17 protein-coding genes and 1 pseudogene are annotated in these 24,153 nt (G+C 41.1%); 13 read left to right on the forward strand and 5 right to left on the reverse strand.

Annotated features, from left to right (window positions below; all coding sequences use genetic code 11):
- Window positions 1-311: 311 nt before the first annotated feature.
- Both typA (CXF95_RS22495) and typA (CXF95_RS22500) read right to left on the reverse strand, forming a co-directional pair.
- Complete coding sequence (typA, locus tag CXF95_RS22495) at window positions 312-2,150, reverse strand: translational GTPase TypA (RefSeq protein WP_101200791.1); 1,839 nt, start codon at window positions 2,148-2,150, stop codon at window positions 312-314.
- 662 nt (window positions 2,151-2,812) lie between these two features.
- Complete coding sequence (gene typA / locus CXF95_RS22500; protein ID WP_101200792.1) at window positions 2,813-4,657, reverse strand: translational GTPase TypA; 1,845 nt, start codon at window positions 4,655-4,657, stop codon at window positions 2,813-2,815.
- A gap of 440 nt (window positions 4,658-5,097) precedes the next feature.
- Here typA (CXF95_RS22500) and glnA point away from each other — a divergent pair, with 440 nt between their 5' ends.
- The 4 genes from glnA (at window position 5,098) to glnG (ending at window position 9,810) form a co-directional block, all read left to right on the forward strand.
- Complete coding sequence (gene glnA, locus CXF95_RS22505; protein ID WP_101200793.1) at window positions 5,098-6,507, forward strand: glutamate--ammonia ligase; 1,410 nt, start codon at window positions 5,098-5,100, stop codon at window positions 6,505-6,507.
- A 201-nt stretch (window positions 6,508-6,708) separates the two neighbouring features.
- Complete coding sequence (locus CXF95_RS22510) at window positions 6,709-7,236, forward strand: DUF4124 domain-containing protein (protein WP_232787988.1); 528 nt, start codon at window positions 6,709-6,711, stop codon at window positions 7,234-7,236.
- Between the two features lie 91 nt (window positions 7,237-7,327).
- Window positions 7,328-8,407 (forward strand): nitrogen regulation protein NR(II), encoded by a 1,080-nt coding sequence (gene glnL, locus CXF95_RS22515; protein ID WP_101200795.1) that lies wholly within the window; start codon window positions 7,328-7,330, stop codon window positions 8,405-8,407.
- Complete coding sequence (glnG, locus tag CXF95_RS22520; protein ID WP_101200796.1) at window positions 8,404-9,810, forward strand: nitrogen regulation protein NR(I); 1,407 nt, start codon at window positions 8,404-8,406, stop codon at window positions 9,808-9,810. Before glnL ends, glnG begins: the two co-directional genes overlap by 4 nt.
- Window positions 9,811-10,258: 448 nt before the next feature.
- Here glnG and CXF95_RS22525 read toward each other — a convergent pair whose 3' ends face one another.
- Complete coding sequence (locus tag CXF95_RS22525) at window positions 10,259-11,608, reverse strand: hypothetical protein (RefSeq protein ID WP_101200797.1); 1,350 nt, start codon at window positions 11,606-11,608, stop codon at window positions 10,259-10,261.
- 793 nt (window positions 11,609-12,401) lie between these two features.
- Window positions 12,402-13,553: an HD domain-containing phosphohydrolase gene (locus tag CXF95_RS22535; protein ID WP_101200798.1), complete on the reverse strand. Its 1,152-nt coding sequence runs from the start codon at window positions 13,551-13,553 to the stop codon at window positions 12,402-12,404.
- A 195-nt stretch (window positions 13,554-13,748) separates the two neighbouring features.
- Between CXF95_RS22535 and CXF95_RS22540 the strand changes: the two genes are divergently transcribed.
- From CXF95_RS22540 to CXF95_RS30855, 9 genes and pseudogenes are all read left to right on the forward strand, one after another.
- Window positions 13,749-14,468: a 1-acylglycerol-3-phosphate O-acyltransferase gene (locus CXF95_RS22540; protein ID WP_101200799.1), complete on the forward strand. Its 720-nt coding sequence runs from the start codon at window positions 13,749-13,751 to the stop codon at window positions 14,466-14,468.
- Window positions 14,469-14,493: 25 nt separating this feature from the next.
- Window positions 14,494-14,856 carry a ribonuclease E inhibitor RraB gene (gene rraB / locus CXF95_RS22545; RefSeq protein WP_101200800.1) on the forward strand — a complete coding sequence of 121 codons (363 nt, stop codon included), beginning with the start codon at window positions 14,494-14,496 and terminating at the stop codon, window positions 14,854-14,856.
- Between the two features lie 173 nt (window positions 14,857-15,029).
- A pseudogene (locus tag CXF95_RS22550) lies at window positions 15,030-15,923 on the forward strand (TonB-dependent receptor plug domain-containing protein); the annotation flags it as partial.
- Between the two features lie 99 nt (window positions 15,924-16,022).
- The gene (locus CXF95_RS22555) at window positions 16,023-17,462 is read left to right on the forward strand and encodes an IS66 family transposase (RefSeq protein ID WP_101197042.1); all 1,440 of its coding nucleotides are present in this window, start codon (window positions 16,023-16,025) and stop codon (window positions 17,460-17,462) included.
- 38 nt (window positions 17,463-17,500) lie between these two features.
- Window positions 17,501-18,979, forward strand: a complete 1,479-nt coding sequence (locus CXF95_RS22560) for a TonB-dependent receptor domain-containing protein (RefSeq protein WP_369809341.1) — start codon at window positions 17,501-17,503, stop codon at window positions 18,977-18,979.
- Between the two features lie 75 nt (window positions 18,980-19,054).
- Entirely contained in the window at window positions 19,055-20,176 is a 1,122-nt protein-coding gene (locus CXF95_RS22565; RefSeq protein WP_101200801.1) for an alkaline phosphatase family protein, read from the forward strand.
- Window positions 20,177-20,182: 6 nt separating this feature from the next.
- Complete coding sequence (locus CXF95_RS22570) at window positions 20,183-21,214, forward strand: alkaline phosphatase D family protein (RefSeq protein ID WP_101200802.1); 1,032 nt, start codon at window positions 20,183-20,185, stop codon at window positions 21,212-21,214.
- Between the two features lie 68 nt (window positions 21,215-21,282).
- A complete protein-coding gene (locus tag CXF95_RS30850; RefSeq protein ID WP_232787989.1) occupies window positions 21,283-21,504 on the forward strand; it encodes a hypothetical protein in 222 nt (73 codons plus the stop codon).
- 13 nt (window positions 21,505-21,517) lie between these two features.
- Window positions 21,518-21,895 carry a hypothetical protein gene (locus CXF95_RS30855; RefSeq protein ID WP_232787990.1) on the forward strand — a complete coding sequence of 126 codons (378 nt, stop codon included), beginning with the start codon at window positions 21,518-21,520 and terminating at the stop codon, window positions 21,893-21,895.
- Window positions 21,896-22,098: 203 nt separating this feature from the next.
- Here the strand turns inward: CXF95_RS30855 and CXF95_RS22580 are convergent, their stop codons facing one another.
- Window positions 22,099-24,102, reverse strand: coding sequence for a tetratricopeptide repeat-containing sulfotransferase family protein (locus tag CXF95_RS22580; RefSeq protein ID WP_101200834.1), 2,004 nt, complete (start codon window positions 24,100-24,102; stop codon window positions 22,099-22,101).
- Window positions 24,103-24,153 lie beyond the last annotated feature (51 nt).

Below are 24,153 nucleotides of genomic sequence, written 5' to 3' on the forward strand. Positions count from 1 at the left end.
AGTCACATGGTTAACATCAGTATCAAATTTTTTAACCTTTTAATGTCAACGACATACCCTTTACTTTTCAGCAAAAATCTAGTCCATAATCTCTAATAAGATATTAAACGTTGGGGGAATGTTGGCAATTAGTAAAAGTACGGAGTTTATCTATTAAATATGTAAAAAGGTCAGGGTGTTTTTAGGATTGAGTCATGTGAAAATACTGTGTAAAAGGGATACGGCTTAAAAATGAAGGTCGTTATTACACAAATAAGAAACCGACTTTCGCCGGTTTCTTATTTGTACTTTTAAAAGCTTGTAGCTAAAACTTAAGCCTTAGCCGGTCGCCCAGCTTGCTTTCGCAAGTTTTCAGTCAACAACTTCTTACGAATACGTGTACTTAAAGGTGTTACTTCAACCAATTCATCATTATCGATGAACTCAAGTGCCTGTTCCAACGACATAACAATGGGGGGAACTAAACTTTGTGCTTCGTCGGTTCCTGATGCACGTACGTTAGTTAGCTGCTTACCTTTAAGGGCGTTCACAGTCAGGTCATTTTCACGAGCATGAATACCAATTACCATGCCTTCGTAAACTTCAACACCATGGCCGATAAATAAACGTCCACGACTTTGTAGGTTAAACAATGCGTTAGTCAGTGCTTTACCCGTTGCGTTGGCAATCAATACGCCACTCTTACGCTTACCGATTACGCCGCCTTTATGGGGGCCATAATGATCAAAGGTGTGGTAAATCAAACCAGAGCCTGACGTCATAGTCATAAAGTCAGTTTGGAAACCAATCAAGCCACGGCTAGGGATCATAAAGTCCATACGAACTCGGCCTTTACCATCGGGTGACATATTGGTTAACTCACCTTTACGTGTGCCAATTTGTTCCATAATAGAACCTTGATGTTTTTCTTCCACATCTATGGTCACTGTTTCGAAAGGTTCGTGAGTCACACCATCCACTTGTTTTAAAATAACTTCAGGACGAGAAACGGCTAGTTCATAACCTTCACGACGCATGTTTTCAATCAATATACCCAAGTGAAGTTCACCACGACCTGATACACGGAACTTATCTGGATCTTGGGTTTCTTCCACTTTAAGTGCCACGTTGTGGATCAATTCGGTTTGCAAACGTTCATGGATATTACGTGATGTCACGTATTTACCTTCTTTACCACAGAATGGTGAATTATTGACCTGAAAAGTCATGGTCACCGTTGGCTCATCAACAGACAAAGGCGGTAATGCGTCAACTGCATTTGGATCGCATACAGTATCAGATATTTTAAGCTCACCTAAACCCGTAATAGCAACAATGTCACCCGCGTCACCAGAACTTACATCTAGGCGCTGTAACCCTAAATAGCCTTGAACTTGACCGATTCTACCGTTGCGGGTTTTGCCATCAGCACCAATAATAGTGACCTGTTGGTTAGGCTTAACCGAACCACGTGTAATACGACCTATCCCAATGACACCGACATAAGAGTTGTAATCAAGTTGAGACATTTGCATTTGTAATGGACCGTTAATATCGGCAACAGGTGGCTTAACATGTTTGATGATAGTTTCAAACAAAGGCGTCATGTTATCGCTAGGCACATCTAAATCGTTGGTAGCCCACCCATTTATGGCTGATGCGTATACCACTTGAAAATCTAATTGGTCGTCAGTGGCACCTAAGTTGTCGAACAAATCAAATACCTGATCTATTACCCAACTCGGACGAGCGCCAGGCTTATCAATTTTATTAATAACAACAATAGGCTTTAGACCTTGAGCGAAGGCTTTTTGTGTCACAAAACGAGTTTGTGGCATGGGGCCTTCTTGTGCATCAACCAATAACAATACTGAATCGGCCATAGACATCACACGCTCAACTTCACCACCGAAATCGGCGTGTCCTGGAGTGTCTACTATATTGATGCGGTATTCGTTCCATTTAATGGCGGTGTTTTTCGCAAGAATGGTAATACCACGCTCTTTTTCAATATCGTTTGAGTCCATCACACGTTCTTCGGCTACGCCGCGGCACTCTAGAGTGCCTGATTGTTGTAATAACTTATCAACTAGGGTGGTTTTGCCGTGATCAACGTGGGCTATAATAGCTATGTTCCTCAAATATTCGATTGAGGTGTTTGATGAACTCATTGTGTTTTCTCTGTTAGGGCCACATATTCGTCTTGAATGACTATTTACTTGTTAAAGTAATACGCAGCTAGATTGCTTAAATTTTGCGCGCGGATTATACAGTTTAAAAGAGTAAAGGGGACAAGTCTTTTGAACATTCATCGATATAAAATTTATACCGTCCACTCATAGTAACTTCACTGCAAGCTACGGGCTGCGAGCTAAGGGCTAGAAGCTAAAAGTTATCAAGGCTGTCCATATTAGTTGACTAGTGACTTGCCTCCTATTTTCAAAGCCAAAACGCATTTAATTACCACCGAGGAAAATGAGGCCACCGGGTGCCGCGCACAGAGGAAAAGAAACTCAATGCTTATTATCAGTTACTCTGTGTAGCGAAGCGCTCCTTGTTCTCTGAGGTTCAAAATCCTTAATGATTATATTTTAAATATTTGGACGTAAAACGGAAAAAACAGTTGATATACAACTGGACTAAAGACGTATTATTTTTGCAAAGCGCGAAGTTATCATGGCTGTTTATATTAGTTCATACATCAACTAATTAGCATATAAATCAAAGGCCATGAGCTTCTGATAACTTTAATGTAGCCAATAAAAAACCGGCTTTCGCCGGTTTCAATTTAATCTTTTAAAAGCTCGAAGCTCGAAGCTCGAAGCTCGAAAGTTTATCCTTTAGCAGGACGCCCAGCTTGCTTACGCAAGTTTTCAGTCAGTAGCTTCTTACGAATACGCGTACTGATAGGGGTTACTTCAACCAATTCATCGTTATCGATGAATTCAAGTGCTTGTTCCAACGACATAACAATCGGCGGAACTAAGCTTTGTGCTTCGTCGGTACCTGATGAACGTACGTTAGTTAACTGCTTACCTTTTAGGGCGTTAACCGTTAGGTCATTTTCACGAGCGTGAATACCAATAACCATGCCTTCGTATACTTCAAGACCGTGGCCGATAAATAAACGTCCGCGGCTTTGCAAGTTAAACAAGGCGTTAGTCAATGCTTTACCCGTTGCGTTGGCAATCAATACGCCACTCTTACGCTGACCGATTACGCCGCCTTTATGGGGTCCGTAATGATCAAATGTGTGGTACATCAAACCAGAACCTGACGTCATAGTCATAAAGTCAGTTTGGAAACCAATCAAGCCACGGCTAGGGATCATAAAGTCCATACGAATACGGCCTTTGCCATCTGGTGACATATTAGTTAATTCACCTTTACGTGTACCAATCTGTTCCATGATAGAACCTTGATGTTGTTCTTCAACATCTATGGTGACCGATTCGTAAGGTTCGTGAGTCACCCCATCTACTTGTTTCAAAATAACTTCTGGACGAGAAACGGCTAATTCATAACCTTCACGACGCATGTTTTCAATCAATATGCCTAAGTGAAGTTCACCACGACCAGATACGCGGAATTTATCCGGATCAGTCGGTATTTCTTCCACTTTAAGTGCCACGTTGTGGATCAACTCGTGCTGCAAACGTTCAAGGATATTTCGTGAAGTCACGAATTTACCTTCTTGACCAGCAAAAGGAGAATTATTGACCTGGAATGTCATGGTGACTGTAGGTTCATCAACAGAAAGAGGCGGTAAAGCTACCACTGCACTTGGGTCACAAACAGTATCGGAGATTTTAAGTTCGCCCAGACCTGTTATAGCAACAATATCACCTGCATCACCAGATTCCACTTCGAGGCGCTGTAGCCCTAAATAGCCTTGCACCTGACCAATTTTCGCGTTACGAGTTATGCCATCAGCACCAATAACAGTGACTGCTTGGTTAGTCTTAACCGAACCACTAGTAATACGCCCTATACCTATTACACCCACATAAGAGTTGTGATCCAATTGCGATATTTGCATTTGTAATGGGCCGTTAATGTCGGCAGCAGGTGGCTTAACGTGTTTGATGATAGTTTCAAACAAAGGTGTCATGGTATCGCTAGGGACATCTAAATCGTTGGTTGCCCAACCATTTATAGCTGATGCGTATACCACTTGAAAATCTAGTTGATCGTCAGTTGCGCCCAAGTTGTCGAACAAATCAAATACTTGATCTATAACCCAATCTGGACGAGCGCCTGCCTTATCAATTTTGTTGATAACAACGATTGGCTTTAAACCTTGAGCAAAGGCTTTTTGTGTCACAAAGCGGGTTTGTGGCATGGGGCCTTCTTGTGCATCTACCAATAATAATACTGAATCGGCCATAGACATCACACGCTCTACTTCACCACCGAAATCGGCGTGACCAGGAGTGTCTACTATATTGATGCGGTATTCTTTCCATTTAATGGCGGTGTTTTTCGCAAGAATAGTGATACCACGCTCTTTTTCGATGTCGTTTGAGTCCATCACACGTTCTTCGGCTTCGCCGCGGCTAGCTTCTAATGTGCCAGACTGTTGTAATAACTTATCTACTAAGGTGGTTTTACCGTGATCGACGTGGGCAATTATCGCTATGTTCCTCAAATTTTCAATCGAGGTGTTTGATGAACTCATTGTTTTGTCTCTGTTTAAGGGCCAGATATTGTGTCAAATATGATTATAAATTTTTAAAGTCATATTTTCTAAAGTAATACACGGCTAAATTTACTGAAATTTTATGGGCGCGGATTGTACAGTTTTATCCAACATTTAGCGAACTTCAAATGCATATTGCTATTAATAGAGAAAAACCCCTCAATTGAGTAACCTTGTATTAACATATTGCTAATAATTTGGATCATTAAAGTGCGATGGTGTCATGTTGGTGCGCTTCTGCTCTTTTTTGGTGCGTTTGGTGCTGTTTTTTTCGTTTACTGTATGCTAAAAAAACATAAACAAAAGGCATTCCAATTACTTAGGTATGTGGCATGATTATCGCTTTATATCGGCACGTCTTAGTATTTGGGTTATATGACACCCACTAATACATTTATACTTTTAATCTGGAGGACACCATGTCAGCACAAAAGGCCTTAGACCTAATTAAAGAAACCGAAGCTAAATTTGTTGATTTACGCTTTACCGATACTAAAGGTAAGGAACAGCACGTTTCTATCCCTACTCATCAAGTGAATGAAGACTTCTTCGAAGAAGGCAAAATGTTTGATGGTTCTTCTATTATAGGTTGGAAGGGTATTAACGAATCAGACATGATTTTGATGCCTGATGGCGAAACCGCTGTACTTGACCCATTTGCTGAAGAAACACAAATCAATATCCGTTGCGACATTTTAGAACCTATGACGATGCAAGGTTATGACCGTGATCCTCGTTCTGTTGCTCGTCGCGCAGAAGAGTATTTGAAGTCTACCGGTATCGGTGACACAGCGTTATTTGGCCCTGAGCCAGAATTCTTTTTGTTTGACGATGTACGTTTCCACACAGATATGGCTGGCTCTTTCTTTAAAATTGATTCTAGCGAAGCCAAGTGGAATTCAGGCTCTGAGTTTGAAGAAGGCAATATGGCTCACCGTCCTGGTGTTAAAGGCGGTTATTTTCCGGTTCCTCCAGTCGATTCAGCTCATGATACCCGTGCTGCTATGTGCATGGTTATGGAAGAAATGGGCTTAACAGTTGAAGCGCATCACCATGAGGTAGCGACTGCTGGTCAAAACGAAATTGCATGTCTTTTTAACACTTTAGTTAAAAAAGCGGATGAAGTGCAAATCTACAAGTATGTGGTACATAACGTTGCACATGCTTACGGACAAACGGCTACCTTTATGCCTAAGCCTATTGTTGGCGATAATGGTTCTGGTATGCATGTTCACCAATCAATTTCTAAAGATGGCAAAAACATCTTTGCTGGTGACAAGTATGCCGGTATGTCAGAAGAAGCCTTGTTCTACATTGGCGGCATCATTAAACATGCTCGTGCCATTAATGCGTTCACAAACGCATCTACTAACTCTTACAAACGTTTAGTACCTGGTTTTGAAGCGCCTGTTATGTTGGCATATTCTGCACGTAACCGCTCTGCTTCTATTCGTATTCCTTTTGTGACGACTGATAGAGCACGTCGTATTGAAGTGCGTTTTCCTGATCCTACTGGTAATCCTTACTTAGCATTTACTGCTATGTTGATGGCTGGCCTTGACGGGATCAAAAACAAAATTCACCCTGGTGATTCAATGGACAAAGACTTGTATGACTTGCCTCCTGAAGAAGCCGCCGCTATTCCACAAGTATGTAGTTCATTTGAGCAAGCTTTGGAAGCCCTTAACAATGACCGTGAGTTCTTAACAGTCGGTGGCGTTATGTCTGACGACTCGATAGATGCTTACATCGCCCTTAAGAGCGAAGAAGTACAATTATTGAACATGTCAACTCACCCAGTTGAGTTTGATATGTATTACAGCGTTTAACAACCGTGTTTTACAACCGTGTTTAAGTTAAATATCTAAGATAGTTATTAAAATAAATAACAAGCCCGCATTTGCGGGCTTTTTTTTACCTGTAATAAGGCTACACTGACTTAAAAGCTACGAGCTACGAGCTACGAGCTACGAGCTATGAGATAGGAGCTTCGGGTTTCTAGTTAGGATTTAATCTGGGAGGGGGTGATTGTGCGGATATTCTGTATTCTATGTTTATTATTATTGTGCATGAATGTCTCTGCACAGGTGGTCTATAAAACAGTAAAGGTTGATGGCAGTGTGGTGTACAGTGATGTTCCCAGCGATGGTGCTGAACCCATTAATTTATCATCTATTAATACTGTTGTTGTACCCGCTCTTAATAATGCTGCAAGCCAAACTACTCGTCGACTTAATCCAATAAAAAAACTTATTCCTGAAGTGCAGTATCTGGTGTTTATTCGTTCTCCCGCTGCTGAACAAACATTGCGTGATAATTCCGGTGCTGTAACCATTAACGCAGAAGTTGTACCCAAAAAAGCTGGAAAATTTCAATTAGTTTTTGATAATCAGATAGTTAAAACCCAATCAAAAAGTGAATTTTTATTAGAAAATGTAAACCGAGGCGCTCACACCATTCAAATTGATTTTCTCGACAACTCAGGCAAGATCCTTGCATCGTCTAAGCAGCAGACCTTTTATCTGCAAAAAGCTTCTGCTCTGATCAATGCTAACTAACGTAAATCGGTTTATTTTATAAAAAGTAGTATCTATATCAAAGCAGCTAAATAATACTTTGCACTATATAAGTGCATTAAATGTTGAATTTATGTCTGAATCTGTCACTACTGAAAATTTACTCGATAACTTATCGACTGCCGTGCTGGTGTTAGATAACCAATTGATTGTTCAATATGCCAATCATGCTGCACAAGATGTATTTGAACGTAGTTTGAATTTGTTAATTGGTTGTTCATTTAATCAGTTTATTGCATCTTCGAGTCTCGATTTTGAACGCTTTCAAAATTCCATGGAATTTGGTGACGTTTATTCTGACAGTGAAGTCACCTTCAAATTTACGGATGGTCGACACACCCAGGCTGATGTTTCTGTTACCAATATTTGGGAAAATCAAGACAAACGCTTATTAGTCGAAATCAGACTTGTGGAACAACAGAAAAAAATCAGTCAAGAAAATCGCCAATGGGCGCAACAGCAGGCTGCCCGAGAGTTGGTCCGTGGATTAGCCCATGAAATTAAAAATCCATTGGGCGGCATCAGAGGGGCAGCACAACTGCTAGCTAAGCAACTACCTAGTGATGAGTTAAAAGAATTTACTCAAGTTATTATCGAACAATCCGATAGGCTCACCAATTTAGTTGATCGTTTATTGGGACCCAACCTGCGGCCAAATTTTGATTGGCAGAATGTGCATCAAGTGCTCGAAAAAGTATCTACTTTGGTACAACTTGATCCCAGCCATAATATTGTTATAACAAGGGATTATGACCCGAGTATTCCCGATGTGTATTTGGATCAATATATGATGCAACAAGCTACATTAAATATAGTGCGCAATAGTGTACAAGTGTTGTCAGAACACCAAGAAATAGTAGGTGAAATAAAAATAGTGACTAGGATTGAACGCCAAGTGATCATTCATGGCGCTTGCTTCCCCCTATGCGTCAAAATTCAAATTATCGACAACGGCCCCGGCATACCTACCGAACTTAAAAACACCCTATTTTACCCCATGGTTACCAGTAAAAAAGAAGGGAGTGGGTTAGGTTTATCTATCTCCCAAACTCTGATCGGTCATCACCGTGGAAAGATTGAAGTGGATAGTTGGCCGGGCAGAACAGTATTTACTTTATATATACCCATTGATAAAAAGGATCCCCAGACATGAGTTCAGAACCCGTATGGATAGTCGATGACGACAGCTCGATTCGCTGGGTATTACAAAAAGCGTTACAGTCAGCGAATATTCCTTGTTTCAGTTTTGAAAACCCTCAAGACCTATTGTTGCAGTTAGAAACTGGGCAACCGCCTGAAGTGATAGTGTCGGATATTCGTATGCCACAAATGGATGGAATGGTGTTATTAAGAGAAGTGCATAAGCGTTTTGAAAATATCCCTGTGATCATCATGACCGCCCATTCTGATTTAGACAGTGCGGTGAATGCCTATCAAAGTGGGGCATTTGAATACCTACCCAAACCCTTTGACATCGATGAAGCTGTGAATTTAGTGCAGCGGGCGTTAACCCATGCGCGGGAGCAGTCTAGTAAACATCAACCTCCTGAAATAGTCAAAGCGACTGAAATCATTGGTGAAGCCCCTGCTATGCAAGAGGTGTTTAGAGCTGTGGGGCGTTTGTCTCGTTCGAGTATTAGTGTGTTGATTAATGGTCAATCAGGCACAGGTAAAGAGTTAGTGGCCCATGCATTACATCGTCATAGCCCTCGCTCAGATAATACTTTTATTGCCCTAAATATGGCGGCAATTCCGGCCGATCTGATTGAATCTGAATTGTTTGGTCACGAAAAAGGCGCATTTACTGGGGCCCAAGCAGCAAGGCAAGGGCGTTTCGAACAAGCTAATGGCGGCACCTTGTTTTTGGATGAAATAGGCGATATGCCCATAGACGTGCAAACTAGATTATTACGGGTGTTAGCAGACGGGCAATTTTACCGAGTGGGCGGTCATAATCCCGTCACAGTCGATGTGCGCATTATTGCTGCCACTCACCAAAATTTGGAACAACGTGTATCTGACGGTAAATTTCGGGAAGATTTGTATCATAGATTAAATGTCATACGTATTCATATCCCTACACTCAGTGAAAGGCGTGAAGATATTCCCATCTTGGCAGCGCACTTTTTGCAAAAAGCGGCGGCAGAACTAGCGGTTGAGGTTAAATCTCTTAGTAAAGAGACTAAAAAAGTACTATCCACCTTACCCTGGCCAGGCAATGTTCGTCAGCTTGAAAACATGTGTCGTTGGTTAACGGTGATGGCGAGCGGTCAAGAAGTGCTACCTCACGACTTACCGCCAGAAATTAACCAACAGCCGGTATCAACCGAAAAAACAGCTCAGGCTGGTGATTGGCAAACGCTTCTTGCTAGTTGGGCTGATACCCAGTTGCAATCTGGTCATAATAATATTTTAGATGATGCGATTATGAGTTTTGAACGTATTTTGTTAGAACGTGCTTTAAACTACACACATGGACACAAACAAGATGCAGCTAAGCGTTTGGGTTGGGGTAGGAATACACTGACTAGGAAATTGAAAGAGTTGGATATGTAAGTGTTATTAGGCTATGTGATTTCTGAGACTAATATATATACGCAATTCTAGAGGGGCAGGGCAATGTTTTAGTTTCTGCCTCTATTCAAACCATACAAGGTGATTCTCTCGACCTAATGGCGGGTATTTTTATGTGTGATCTCTCATCGGTTGAAATATCGACTTCCGTTTTCATCGTTTAATTTTACTCTATGAGAAAACTTCCTATACGCATAAATCTCTTATCCATTGAAATGGAAGTGAAGGAATCTCAGATTGGATGAAGTGGAAAGTAATAAGCCTTACGGGGAGCAATGAAAATACACAGTTGCTCTTTATGATTAGTTTTAACAACGCTGGCTTGATAGCTCAAAATTGCCAAATTAACCTACCCTAGCGGACGGCTTTGAGCCGACATTGGAAGTACCAATTACTTACGTCTGCTGATCCCGATAGCCCAAGAAATTTATTAGCCTTTAGTTTCTTCCATATATCTTTGAGTGTATTCAAATATCAGAAGATTTTTATAGTAATAGCTTGTATCTTTAATTTTAGAGATTTGAAGTTTAGAAGTTGCTAAGTCAAAATCATCAATAATCTTTTCAGCTAGTATTTCAAATCCTAAATATCTTAGCGAAACTAAAACATTCTCCAGCAAAGTTGATTTTTCAAAAACATGTGAAAAAGTTAATGTAGCTTCTTGAGATTTTAAGTCAGACATGTAGAGGTCGCTATATCGTTCAGAATAATCAATTCCATCCCTTGAGAAATAGAACAGCGCACCTAAACCTGCTGCGTATTCAATCGAAAGTGTTTCTTTTAACTCACACAACACAGAGAGCTTTCTTTTACTTTCACTGCTAATTTTTTCAAACTTATTTACTGTGGTGGAATCATTCCAACTTAAACTAACTTTCGACGATTCAAAAATTTGTCGATTCTGCATTACCCAATGTCGAAGCACCTCAATAAGTTGCTGCTCAGATATACCGAGTAAAGGTTTTTTCTCACCCACAATCGGTGCAAATTCATAATGTGACTTTATTCTTTCCAATGCAGAGTCTAACTTTCGTGGTGAAATATTAAATCTTTTCCTGGCTAGGATTTTTGTTTCTTTGAAATCGTCACTACTTTTAATATTGCTAAATTCAATGGCTATTAATTTTAGAGTGCTTCGGCTAATTGCATCATTCACACTACTCAGTTGGTATTCATCTAATATATCGTGAGTAAAATAAAATAATTTTTCTAAATTGTTATGCAACTCCTCAAATTCATTTCTTAAAACTTGGCAACTAATTAAACCACCTATGTCTACTAAATGTTTTTTCGACGCTTTGCTTATCGGATATCTAAATGTTTGCCCAGTCGGATCTATATTTGCGATGTCATTTATGTGTTTTTCAAAACTTGCTATTATATATTTATATCGTTCATCAAGTTCCAGAGCATTTTTTTTGAAGAAATCCCAAATTGCTTTAATATTATGAACATAAATAATATTAACTCTTCCTGATTGTGTGCATATTGAGTACTTATCATGTTCCAGCTTTTTATTAGCGATTTCTGCAACTTTAATTAACTCCTCAATTGCCCCTTTTAACCTTAGCTCAATGGAATGTCTCATGTTAAAACAAATAGGATAAATAATGTAATCAGGGCTGGTTTGAATTCCGTTATCTTCTATTACTTTATCTAACAAAGCTTTTGCAGCTAAAGAGAACCCTTCTGCATAATCAAAATAATTAACAAACCCATTGTTGCCGACACATGCATTTAACCTAGTAGGCTGACCACTCCGAAAAATTGTATTTAGCACTATGTCCCTCTAATTTTCACAAATAAATAGTTTAAAGCATTACTGAAATTTGCGTGTAACGTTATACTTACACCCAATAATAGTTTGGCTAAAACATTAACAGACAACTCATATTAAATAAAAGTTAATAAAAGGACAGGCTGGAAGCAATTCAGAAAACGAAACCTTACAAATAAGTAATTGAACGGCAGCTTTGGCACAAAGCACAAAGCGCAAATTCCTGATTCATAGGTATGTAATCGCTTTAGAAAATTTGCCCTACAAAAATTAGGGAAAGTGGATCTTGAATTACTCAAACTTTCAAGAAACGCTCTATAGATATTAGGGTTGAATTTTTGTGTGATACCTCCGAGTTTCATGCCCTGACGGGCACCTGCATCCATGCAGTTTTTGACTTGAAGGGATTCAAGTCAAAAACCATCAGGACGATGGCGCGAAGCGTGCTTTTGCTCTTTCTAACCCGCAAGCCAGACGATGTCAGAGCTGAAACAGTGGACGAAATCAGGACCAGTGAACGGCCGAAAAGGTGGCTCACACGACTATCAAAACCAGTTTTATCGAGTCACCGCTATGAATGCAAATGACACATTTGAGCTAGTCAGCTCTAGCTCATTAACCCAATAACAACACACTTGAGCTGCTCGCACCTTATAAAGAGCAGATAAAAGCAGTGGCCATTGAATCTACTTTTAACTGGTATTGGTTAGTTGATGGCCTTATGGATCATGACAAAAACAAGTATCTCAGAAAATGTCATAAGGTTGGGCCTTTTTATAGATTAATAAAGGATACTTCACTTGGCTCGTTCGTTTGTTAATAACGCCGCCATTCCACTGTTAAACGCTTGCATCCACTTTGTTGAAAACTGCCCTTTGGCGATACGGTTGATCTCGATGACCGCCTTTTTCTTAGGTCTTTGTAAATGACTCTCATGGGCTCGCGCATGGGTGATGGCGTCAAAGGTGTCTAGTATGGCCAATAACTTTGCTCCTTCGCAAATATCGTCTTCTTTGATCCCCAGAGGGTAACCGCTGCCGTCAATTCGTTCGTGGTGTTGCATCACGATTTTACGGGCTTCGTTCCATTGATTGAGATTTTCTAGTAAGCGAGCACTTTTATAAACATGAGTACGCATCAGGTTAAATTCGTAATCTTCGAGCTTTTCCTGCTTATGTAGGACTGCAGTTGGCATAAAGGCCATACCAAAATCATGCATATAACAAGCAACGGCAAGTTGCACTTCATCGATGGGTGAGCCTGCGATTTTATTGATGTAGCCGGCTAGCTTGGCAATCCTATCACCCCTGCCTTCCCAATACTTAGAGCGTTTTTCTATCGGTTTCATCAATTCACGAAAGAACATCAGATCTTCACGTTCATCGTTAGAAATAACTTTAGGAATGCCTGCTGTTGCTATGCTAAGGGGCGCAGTAACCGCGGGTATTTCGCCGATATTTTCTTCTTCATCACCTAGCTCAAGACTAGGATCTAATATGACGACTGCTTTGGCTAACAATTGTTCATGATCGGCGCTATTTTCAGGGGTAATATGTTTTATCGCCTCAACAAGTCGCTTAAACATCTCCTCATCATACTGAGCTTGCCCAGTTTGAATGCAGCTTTGCACGAATACTTTGACCTTATCCATGATCAATAACACCAAGTCACTCATATTACTGGTGTATTGAATTTGCCCTTTGCGCAAGTAATCAAGAAGGTCTTCGGCGTACTGCAAAAGAGGGATCAGTGGCGAAAAATTAACTAAACCCAAGTCCCCTTTAATGGTGTGAATTGAACGAAAAAGTGAACGTTGTAATTCGTTATCTTCTGGCTTTAACTCCAACTCAATTAAGGTTTGTTCACTGGCTTCATAAAGTTCGTTAATTTCTTCCAATAGGTCGGTGAGAATATCTTCATCGAGATCTTCATGTGTAAACATTTGCATAGAATGAATAGCCTTAATGATTGAAAGTATTGATAGCTTTATTAAGTATCGGCTAATTAATAATTTAATTCATATATTTGTGCGGCAACAAAAAACGCTAAAATTTACCTACTTGTAAATCAAGTAGTATAAGTGTTTTAGCTAGTGGCTAAAAATGCGTATACTCTGCAGCCACTTAATCGACGAGGATAGGTCTTGATAGCGCTTTTACGCATAGTTGCGATATTCTTTTATTTTTTGCTGATCAACCTAGTACTCATCTTGATTTGTTTGGTACGGCCTTTTCATCGGGATAACGTGCACGTTGCGGGTGCTTTGTATAGTTCTGTTTCTGCTTTATTGGGATTGAAAATTGAAATCCGGGTACCAGATAGCGTCAAGCAAGGTGGCCCGTACGTCTATATTGCTAATCACCAAAATAGTTATGATTTATTGACTATTTGCGGTGCGACCCAAAAAGGGACTGTCACTGTCGGTAAAAAAAGCCTTAAATGGATACCTGTGGTTGGTCAGATTTATTGGTTGACAGGTAACATTATGATCGACCGAAAAAACTCTGGTCGCGCCCATGATACTTTACAAGGGACAGTGCAAAAAATTCAAAAAAAGCGCCTATCTGTGTGGTTTTTCCCTGAGGGAACGCGCAGTTATGGTCGCGGATTGTTGCCCTTTAAAACAGGTGCGTTTCGCATTGCCAAAGCCACCAATGAACCCATAGTGACGATTACTGCCAGCCGATTATATGATAAAATAAAATTAAACAGATGGGACAATGGCACGTTATTAATCGAACTGTCAGAGCCGGAGTTTATGGATGAAAATAAATCTTTAAAACAAAATGCTGAATATTTCCATCAAAAAATGCAACAACAGATTAAAAAAGTAGACGCAGAAGTAGACAATAAAATCGGGTAACCCGGTTAGCTCAGAGGCAAATTTTATGAATTCAGAAGATACATCCGAACTAGCCGAATGGCATGAATTTAACCAAGAAACTATCGAAGCATTGATCGAAGACGGCAGTGATGCCAGTCAAGCACATACCATTGAGTATCACTTTGCTAGCGCTGACTTTGACGTATTAGAAAAAGCGGCCGTTGATGCCTTTAAAGCCGGTTTTGAAGTGGGTGATGCCGAAGAGTTAGAGTTGGAAGATGGTGAAGAAGTCTTTTGCTTTGATGCCGTGGTCGAACGTATGTTGGATGCAAATTTAATCAACCAAGATACTGACAAGCTGTTTGCAATTGCCATTAAACATAACGTAGATTACGACGGCTGGGGCACATTCTTTATTGAAAAGTAGTCATCATCCATCAGTTCAAAAAATAGACCAATGACACAAAAGTGTCATTGGTTTGCAAAAAAAACGCAGTAAAACCATCATCTAAGCGTCATTAAAAGTACATCTCAGATTCACATTACTCATTCATATTACTGCCCATAATAAATATTACATGGGAAAACACACTAATGAGTATCAAAACACTTTCCAAATTAGCTTTATCTGTATCCGTTGCACTGGGTACCTGCGCCTTGATGGCTCCTGCCCTAGCGGCAGAAGAGTCAGAAGAAAACATGGAGTCGATCACAGTTGTTGGCAGAAGTGTATCTTATGCCAACAACCAAACATCAGACGAAATGATGAAGCAGCAAACATCCATGACCAGCGTATTGGCTGCCATTGATAACTTGCCAGGGGTATTAATTAACGAAGGTGATACTTTTGGTGCTGACGATTGGTCCACCAGTATTTCTATTCGTGGTTTTCAAGTTGATTTATCTCAACAGCAAATTGGTATGACTGTAGATGGCATTGCCAATGGTAATTCCAATTATGGCGGCGGCGCTAAAGCCAATCGTTATATTGATACCGAAAACTTAGCTAGAGTCGACGTATCCCAAGGTACCGCAGATATTGCTTCTCGCTCACATGAAGCATTAGGTGGCACACTTGATTTTATTACCTTGATGCCTGGTGTAAACGAGCGTTTGGTTGTTAGCACTACGTTTGCCGAGTTTGATGGCAGAAAGTTTTTTGCACGTTATGAAACCGGCGAAATCGCTAAAGATACTTTTGCATGGTTCAGTATGTCTAACCAAGAAAGTAGTGACTGGATGGATCAAACTGCAGAAAATGTGCGTGACCACTTTGCTGCAAAAGTGATTAGCACTATCGGTAACGTTAATTTGACTGCTTATGCCTCTTACGATGATACCCATGAAGACAATTACCAACGTATATATGGCTTGTCGCAATTTGAGCAAAACTCTAGCTGGGATCAACTCACTAGCGAATGGACAGGTATCCCTTACCAAGATCAAGCTTATCGCCGTGGTTGGTCTACGTTAAGAGAAAACTTTTGTAACTATTCAGCCTCATGAAAATATATTTTGACGATCCCAGCGATCGTATTGACTGATCCCGCTAGGATGTCAGACTTGCCTTAATATCACTTTAGTTATTAACCAATGAAGATTGACGGCATTGAAATCGACAGTGTGATCGATTCAACAAAAAAGTTGCTTACAGAGGATAAATCAATTTCGCCGGCCTTAAGAGCGGCAATTGAATTGATCATGCTGGTTGTGTCTTTGCTTGCTAATCGATTAGGACTAAATAGCCAAAACAGCAGTAAACCACCCTCCACAGATTTTGATAGAAAGAAGAATTCAAGGACTAAATCTGACAATCCGGCCGGCGGCCAGAAAGGGCGGGAGGGTAAAACGCTGAGCCCGTTCGAAGAGCCCGATGTAGTCAAGGATATTCCCGTAAACAGGGCGCTATTGCCTCCTGGGAAGTATCGTGATGCTGGCGTCCAGTGTCGTCAAGTGGTTGACATAGAAATATCACGCATGGTCACCGAATACAGAGCGCAAATACTGCTCAACGAAACAGGCAAGAAATTCACAGCTGAGTTTCCACAAGGTGTTAACAGTGCTATCCAATATGGCGATGGCATTAAAGCGCACGCGGTTTACCTGTCACAATATCAATTGCTGCCTTATAAACGTATTGAAGAGTATTTTTCCGATCAACTCAATATTCCGATCAGTGCGGGAACCTTGTTTAACTTCAATCAAAAAGCGTCAGATTTAATTGAGCAAACAGGTGCCGCGGATCGGATCAAAGCCGCACTACGAGCATCACCCGTGCTGCATGTTGATGAAACAGGCGTCAACATTAACGGCAAGCGGCGTTGGTTACATTGTGCCTCATCACTTACCTGGACGTATTTCCATGCCCACGATAAACGTGGGAAAGAGGCCATGGATGCGGCCGAGATACTGCCATGCTTTACGGGCATTCTGTGCCATGACCACTGGAAACCTTACTACAAATATATCCTATGTGAACATTCTCTGTGCAATGCCCATCATTTGAGAGAATTGGAAAGAGCGTGGGAGCAAGACAAGCAGAAATGGGCCAATGAAATGCGTGCACTGCTGACCAAGCTTTGTCAGGACGTGAAGGATAATGACGGTAAGTTAACGCCAGAGTCTGCCCGCGTCGCCAGAGAACAGTACCGTGAAATACTCTTTGAGGGTGATAAGGAGTGTCCGCCACCAAATGAGGAGGACCGACCAGCAGGACAACGGGGTCGTTTAAAACGAACCAAAGCGCGCGCCTTGCTTGAACGGCTCAGAGAATTTGAAAATGATGCGCTTAGATTTATCGAAATAAAAGATGTCCCCTTTACTAACAATCAAGGGGAAAACGATATTCGAATGACAAAAGTACATCAAAAAATATCGGGATGTTTCAGAAGTCAAAACGGTGCGGATATGTTTTGTTTGCTTCGCAGTTACATATCCAGTTGTCGCAAGCAAGATGTTTCAGCAAGTGAGGCGTTGCGACTATTGTTCAAGGGCAGGCTTCCTGACATCTTTTCATCTGCGCGACCTGAATAGTTACAAACTTTTTTACTTATTTAAAGGCTGACTTTACTGTGGGTGAAGTAGCTTTTAGTACCAATGTTTATTATCACAATAACGAAGGTCGTGGAGATTGGGTGCCACAATATGTAGTTGATCTAGTTGATGATGGTGAAGGCAACGGTCATTCAGAATTGGTATCAGGAAATACTGTTTATGGTGGCGGTGTTTTAGGCCAAATTACCTTTGTAGATAGGGGAGGTGTATCGTTGCCTATTGGTGACAAAACTAGTTGTGCATCATTGACATTCCCCTATGGCGGAAGTCGCAACGATGATCCTAGTACCCCAGATGTCGATGAGTCTAGTAATCTAACTTATGATCCAAACTGTTTTGCAGATGGCGCTATTCCAGTCGGTTCATATCGCCATACTAATTATAAAAAATCACGTATTGGTATTAACGGTGATTTTATCTGGGATACGCGTATAGCCGATATGGATAATACGCTACGTGGTGGTTTCTGGTACGAAGATTACACGCGTGATGAAAATCGTAGTTGGCATAAAATCATTGATTCGGCGACTAGTTACCGTTTTGATGAAACCCCTTATTGGGTTCAGTACGATCGCGAATTCCCAGTAGAAACTACGATGTTTTACCTTGAAGACCAACTTGATTTAGGTTTTGCTAAAGCGCATTTTGGTATCAAGCAGTTTTTTGTTGATGTGTCGAAAAACGACAGATTTAATGCAACCAATGATCAGGGTGTATCTTCGGATTCAGACTTACTTTTCTCAGCAGGTTTTGTGGCACCTTTACCTGTAACTGGACTTGAGATGTTCGCTGGTTTTGCACAAAACTACGCTTCCATTAAAGATGCTGTATTAGAGCGTGATGATTCTGATTTAAGTTCGGTTAAGCCCGAAACTGCTGACAACTTTGACTTGGGCCTAAGGTATTCGTCTAAAGACTTGAGCGCTAGCTTGACTTATTACGTCACTAAATTTGAAGACAGGATCAACTTTGTGAGTAATGAAACTGTGACAGGTATCGACTTCTTAGAGTCGACTGCTGGTGGTTATATTAATGACGGCGGTATAGAATCGAAAGGTTTTGAAGCATCATTAAGTTACCAGTTGTCTGATAACTTTAGTGTGTATGGATCTTATACAAGTAATGATTCCGAATATACTGAATCAGAGTATACGGAAGTGGACATTATAGGTAATGGTGTCATTGGTGCGGCTGAACAAATGGGTGTGGTGAGTATCGATTGGGTACGTGGTAACCATTATGCAGGCCTGAGCACTAAATATGTTGGCGAACGTTGGATGAATCAAGCGAATACCGCAGCTGTAGAAGCTTATACAGTCAGTGATTTTTACTTGGGTACTACCATTGACGACTTAGGCAGCAGTGTTGAGTCGATTGAGATTAACTTCACTATCAACAACCTGTTTGATGAAAGTTACCTTGGTACTGTTGCCACCAATGCAGCATGGATTGGTGCTCCTCGTACGATGGCCCTAAATCTAAAAGCCGCGTTTTAAATAAAGTTTCCCTGTGTGTCACTTTAGGGCGAGCTTAGGCTCGTCTTTTTTTTTGCCTAGTTAGAGTGAGTTGAAATGAAATTATTCTTGTTTTTTGGTTTATGCTGTTTTGTTTTAACGAGCAAGGCTGCCGATAATTTAATCTTGGTCAGTATTGACGGATTGCGTTGGCAAGAAGTATTTCAGGGCTATCAGGATGATGTGCTTGATTTAGATACATTTAAGGAACAAAAAGCAGGCTTAGTCAAACAGTTTTCAGGAATAAGTGCTGAGAATAAACGTCAGAAGCTGATGCCTTTTTTATGGAATGTATTGGCTAAAAACGGGGTGTTAATCGGTAACCGTGACTCAGGCTCGAACATGGGGGTCACAAACGAATATTGGTTTTCGTATCCAGGTTACAATGAGTTGTTAACAGGTAAAGCTGATCCGAATATTGATTCAAATAAAGCCATCGAAAACCCCAATACCACTATATTGGAATGGCTAAATAAACAATCAGAATACCAAGGAAAAGTGGCTGCTTTTGGTAGTTGGGATGTGTTTCCCGCCATTATTAATCGGACACGCAGTGGTGTGCCTATTAATGCGGGTTTTGAATCTGCCGATTGGGCTGGTTTATCAGATAAAGCTAACTGGTTAAATGGGTTGCAAACACAAATTCCCAGTCCTTGGCATAATGTGCGTTTAGATGCCTTTACCTTGGGATTTACCAAAGAATATATCTTGGCACATCAGCCAAAAGTGATGTATGTGGCACTAGGTGAAACAGATGATTTTGCTCATCAAGGAAATTACCCTGAATACTTACGGGGTGCTAACCGAGCCGATAAATTTATTGCTCAGTTGTGGACATTGTTGCAATCTATAGAGCAGTACCAAGATAATACCAATCTGATTATTACGGTGGATCATGGTCGTGGTAATTCTGCAGAATCTTGGCAACACCATGCTAGCCCAAAGGCTGTGAAAGGTTATTTAAACGGATTAAAACAATATCAGGATGGCATACCGGGTGCAGATCAGATTTGGCTAGCCGCCATGGGGCCAGATGTGAAAGAATCAGTTGGAAGCCAGCAGACCCGAAGCTTCAACTTAGATCAAGTTGCGGCAACTGCCGTGCAATTGCTTGGGTTCGATTATCAGCAATTTGCAACGGACATTGGCCAACCCTTACCGATAGTCAAACAAAGGTAAATCATCATGAAATATATCGCGATCAGTATTTTCTTTTTGTTGATAACAATAAGCACAACAGTGGTGGCTAAGCAGGTATCTGCAGTGCCGATTAAAATTCTATTTGGCTCATGTTTACACCAAGATAAGCCGCAACCTATCTGGGCAGCGATGAACCAAGAGCAAGGTGATTTGTTTGTCTTGCTTGGTGATAATGTTTACGGCGATACCGAAGATATGGCTCAGTTGAAAGCCAAATACGCTAAGCAATGGTCAAACTCGGGTATGCAAACTATGTTGGCGAATACCCCTACTATTGGTATATGGGATGACCATGACTTTGGTGAAAACGACGCAGGCGCAGAATACCCGCAGAAAGTGGCCTCTCGGCAGATCATGCTTGATTATTTTAATGTGCCTAAAGATAGCCCAAGACGCATCAGAGCCGATGGTATTTATACCAGTCATATTTTAAATCAAGGCAATACAAAAGTGCAGATTATTTTGCCTGACTTGCGCTGGAATCGAAGCCCTCTTGAATCAGTGGGTAGGCTTAAATATATGCTCAGCAAAGCACCTAATGATTTAGGGCCTTATATACCAAGCCAAGATAAATCCACCACTATGCTGGGCGAAACCCAATGGCAGTGGTTAGAACAACAATTACAACAACCTGCAGACGTACGTGTTTTAGCGACAAGTATACAATTTTTATCTGAATTTACCGGGTGGGAATCATGGGCCAATTTACCCCATGAAAGACAACGATTTTTAGATCTGCTCGATAAATATCAAATAGACAACCTAGTGATCGTGAGCGGCGATACTCACTGGAGTGAACTCAGTCAAATAACCCGAAACAATGGTCAGTCGTTGTGGGAAATGACTACGTCGGGTCTAACCGAAGAATGGAAAAACGTCAGCCCCAATCAACATAGGGTAGGGGAGAGTTATGCCAAGGCAAACTATGGTGTGATTGAACTATCCGCTAAACAATTAACCATGAGCGTTAAAGATGTGTCTGGCAGCACCGTTATGTCACACAAAATTGAACTCTAAAATCTACCTGACAAACCCTTGCACACAAAGGTAGACTTAAAAGTCACTGCCCTTGTTTGGAATCGAATATGAGAACGTTTTGTCTAGGTTTTATCTTAATGTTATTGAATGTCGTCACTGCACAGGCCAAAGAGAACAATGCAGAAATGACTATTGCGGGTTCACAAGTGCGGCTTTTACAATCTAAAATTGTCAAACAAGAATACCAACTGCTGATTAAAACGCCCGCCGGTTATGGGCAATCAGATAAAACCTATCCCGTATATTGGCAGCGAGTATCGTACCAATAACAATAGAGTGTTAATGGGTAGTTCATATGGTGGTTTATTTACCTTGTACGCGCTGTTTAACGAACCTAATTTGTTTCGTGGTTATATCCCTACATCGTCAGCATCTGCCTGGGATACCAATCATCTTTATTCTTATGCTAAGTCTTTCACCCAGAAGAAACTGACACATCCCATCAGGCTGTACTCAGCCATAGGTGAATTCGATGACTTAATGCCTGCCTTTGATGATTTGTCGGCATTTTTTGTAAAGCAGAATTTCAAAGGGTTATCTTTTAAGTTTGAACGTATAGCAGGCTTAGGGCATGCCAGTTTCGACTCTGCTGTTAGGCCAGAAAAAATGATAATTGAAAAATTTTTTGGTGTTGAGAGCTTCTCACTAATTGAGAAATAGCAGGGTGAACGTGACTAGTCTTTAAAATAGACAAAAGCCCAGTGTTTTAGAGAAGCTAAATTATCTGGGCTTAAAACTACCTCCCAATAAATGAAAACCTCTGGTGTAATAGATCTAAGCCTGACGGGTAAAAATGTGCCATTTGGAACCAGTCGATGAAACGTTGTTCATAACTCACAATTGATACAGTCAGTGCCTATCAGTTAACACCTTCCTTGGCACTTAGATGATTTCTTAGGTTTGCTCAGTGCTTCTTTCAGCGGCTCTAGGTGTGATTCATAATTGCGCCATTGTTCAAGACCACTTTGATAAATGGGTTGGCGAACTTGCTCAGAGCTTGGAGTTCGAACCGCGCGTTTGTTGCTGTGAAAATCAAGACAAGCTTGCTCAAAAGGAAGGCAGCAATAGTCCAAAATGCGCCGAACCTGAGTCTCCAGATCTGCCACCACATCCTCGTACTGTACCCTCAAAATCTTACCGGGCAATGCTTTGTCCCAATGATCCATAATCTCAACATAACTGCGATAATAGTGTCCAATATCAGCAAGATCATAAGAAAACTGCTGGCCCTCGCCGAATAGCTGTTTAAAACCACTAAAACAACAGGACATAGGATCCCGTCTCGCATCAATGATTTTGGCGTTAGGCAGAATCAAATGGATAAGGGCAATATGTCGGAAATTGTTCGGCATCTTGTCGATAAAAAACATGGCTCCCTGGCGGTGATGTTGGGTTTCTTCAACATAAAGCTCGCCCATTTTAGTCAGGTCATCAGTCGATATCTTATTTAGGATGCCAGGGTAACGAGGGGTATCCTGCACCACTTTCCGTCCATTCAAGTGGTGCGCTAGACCAATGATATTGGCCAATTCCATGGTCCCGTCGACCTGTGAGTGTGAAGAGAGAATTTGTTCTAAAAGTGTTGAGCCCGCTCTCGGTAGCCCTACAATAAATATGGGGTCTTGGGCAGGACAACCTGCCTTTTCATTACGTTTGAAAAACGCCGCATCAAAGTTGTTTTTCTGGATATTAAACGACATATCCAGAGGTTTACTATCATACCGGTCCTGCTCGTTTTTTAACGTGTTGCCACTATGGTAAAAAGAGAATGCTTCGTCAAAAAGTTCGCTGTCTTCTAGGTCTTTACCGAGGGCAAAGCAAAAGTGAATTTTATCGTTTATCGCTGTTGTAGAACTTGCTTCTTGATCGCGCATTTGCTGACGTTCTGCGGATGAAAATCGATAAGTTTTGAGATTTGCCAGACTCCAGAACGCATCTCCAAAATCGGGTTTGATTTGATAACTCTTACGATACGCTTGAATAGCGTCATCAACACGGCCCATTGTTTTTAACGCATGGCCGAGTGTCAGATGGATTGAATAATTGTCTGGATTGTTAAGCAGAACACTCTCAAAGGTCTTGATAGCCGCTGCGAAATCCCCTGTAGCTTGTTGGGCATTGCCAAGGCCAATTTTTAAATTTGAATTGTTGGGCTCAGAATCTAGCAGGATTTTTGCTTGCGTCAGCGCCTTGTTATATTTTTGCCGCTTATGTAAAACATGCACATAATCCAGACGGGCCCTTTTATAGTTGGGTTCAAATTCAAGGCAGCTAGCTAATAAAAATTCAGCGTCGTCAAGAATTTGAAACTTGTTACCTAACTCAGCCAGCAAACGCATAGCTTCTGGGTGATGGGGATTATCTTTGAGAAAGTGACGACAAAGCCGTTCTGCACGGTGCAATTGTTTTTGATATATGAGGCTCGAAACCGAGACCAACGCCGGGGGCAAACTAGAGAGCCAATCAACATGCTTCTTAGCTTCCTGACGGTTCGAATAGTCAGGTTCATCAGCCAACACACGCCAACTTCCAAATAATGCCGGGTTCAAGGCGACGGCTTTTTCAAATGCCGTTATGGCTTTGGAGGTTTCTCCTAACGCTTTGTGTATAAAACCTTGCTCTTGATGAGCCCTGCCGTGATCGGGTACTTTTACCAAGACTTGGTTAAGATTATCCATGGCTTGGGTATGTTTTTGCTGTTTACGCTGGCAGACCGCAAGACAATAGATACCTTCAATATGCCCTGGATTTTGGGTAAGCATATTTTCAAGATTTTCAGATGCTTGGCTTAAGTGGCCTTTATTAATCAATAATTGACACTGTTTAATAACGTGTTCAGGTTGGGTGTTTTTTACTTGATCTGGCAAAATAATATCTCGGTAAATATCAGGATACAGTTGATATTGTATATAGAGCAC

Source organism: Paraglaciecola sp. MB-3u-78, from assembly GCF_002835935.1.
GTDB lineage: Bacteria > Pseudomonadota > Gammaproteobacteria > Enterobacterales > Alteromonadaceae > Paraglaciecola.

What these genes read in the sequence shown, in the direction of transcription:
- typA (WP_101200791.1), bottom strand. Translation starts at nt 2,150, where the DNA reads ATGAGTTCATCAAACACCTCAATCGAATATTTGAGGAACATAGCTATT.
- typA (WP_101200792.1), bottom strand. Translation starts at nt 4,657, where the DNA reads ATGAGTTCATCAAACACCTCGATTGAAAATTTGAGGAACATAGCGATA.
- glnA (WP_101200793.1), top strand. Translation starts at nt 5,098, where the DNA reads ATGTCAGCACAAAAGGCCTTAGACCTAATTAAAGAAACCGAAGCTAAA.
- glnL (WP_101200795.1), top strand. Translation starts at nt 7,328, where the DNA reads ATGTCTGAATCTGTCACTACTGAAAATTTACTCGATAACTTATCGACT.
- glnG (WP_101200796.1), top strand. Translation starts at nt 8,404, where the DNA reads ATGAGTTCAGAACCCGTATGGATAGTCGATGACGACAGCTCGATTCGC.
- CXF95_RS22535 (WP_101200798.1), bottom strand. Translation starts at nt 13,553, where the DNA reads ATGCAAATGTTTACACATGAAGATCTCGATGAAGATATTCTCACCGAC.
- rraB (WP_101200800.1), top strand. Translation starts at nt 14,494, where the DNA reads ATGAATTCAGAAGATACATCCGAACTAGCCGAATGGCATGAATTTAAC.
- CXF95_RS22555 (WP_101197042.1), top strand. Translation starts at nt 16,023, where the DNA reads ATGAAGATTGACGGCATTGAAATCGACAGTGTGATCGATTCAACAAAA.
- CXF95_RS22565 (WP_101200801.1), top strand. Translation starts at nt 19,055, where the DNA reads ATGAAATTATTCTTGTTTTTTGGTTTATGCTGTTTTGTTTTAACGAGC.
- CXF95_RS22570 (WP_101200802.1), top strand. Translation starts at nt 20,183, where the DNA reads ATGAAATATATCGCGATCAGTATTTTCTTTTTGTTGATAACAATAAGC.
- CXF95_RS30850 (WP_232787989.1), top strand. Translation starts at nt 21,283, where the DNA reads ATGAGAACGTTTTGTCTAGGTTTTATCTTAATGTTATTGAATGTCGTC.
- CXF95_RS30855 (WP_232787990.1), top strand. Translation starts at nt 21,518, where the DNA reads ATGGGTAGTTCATATGGTGGTTTATTTACCTTGTACGCGCTGTTTAAC.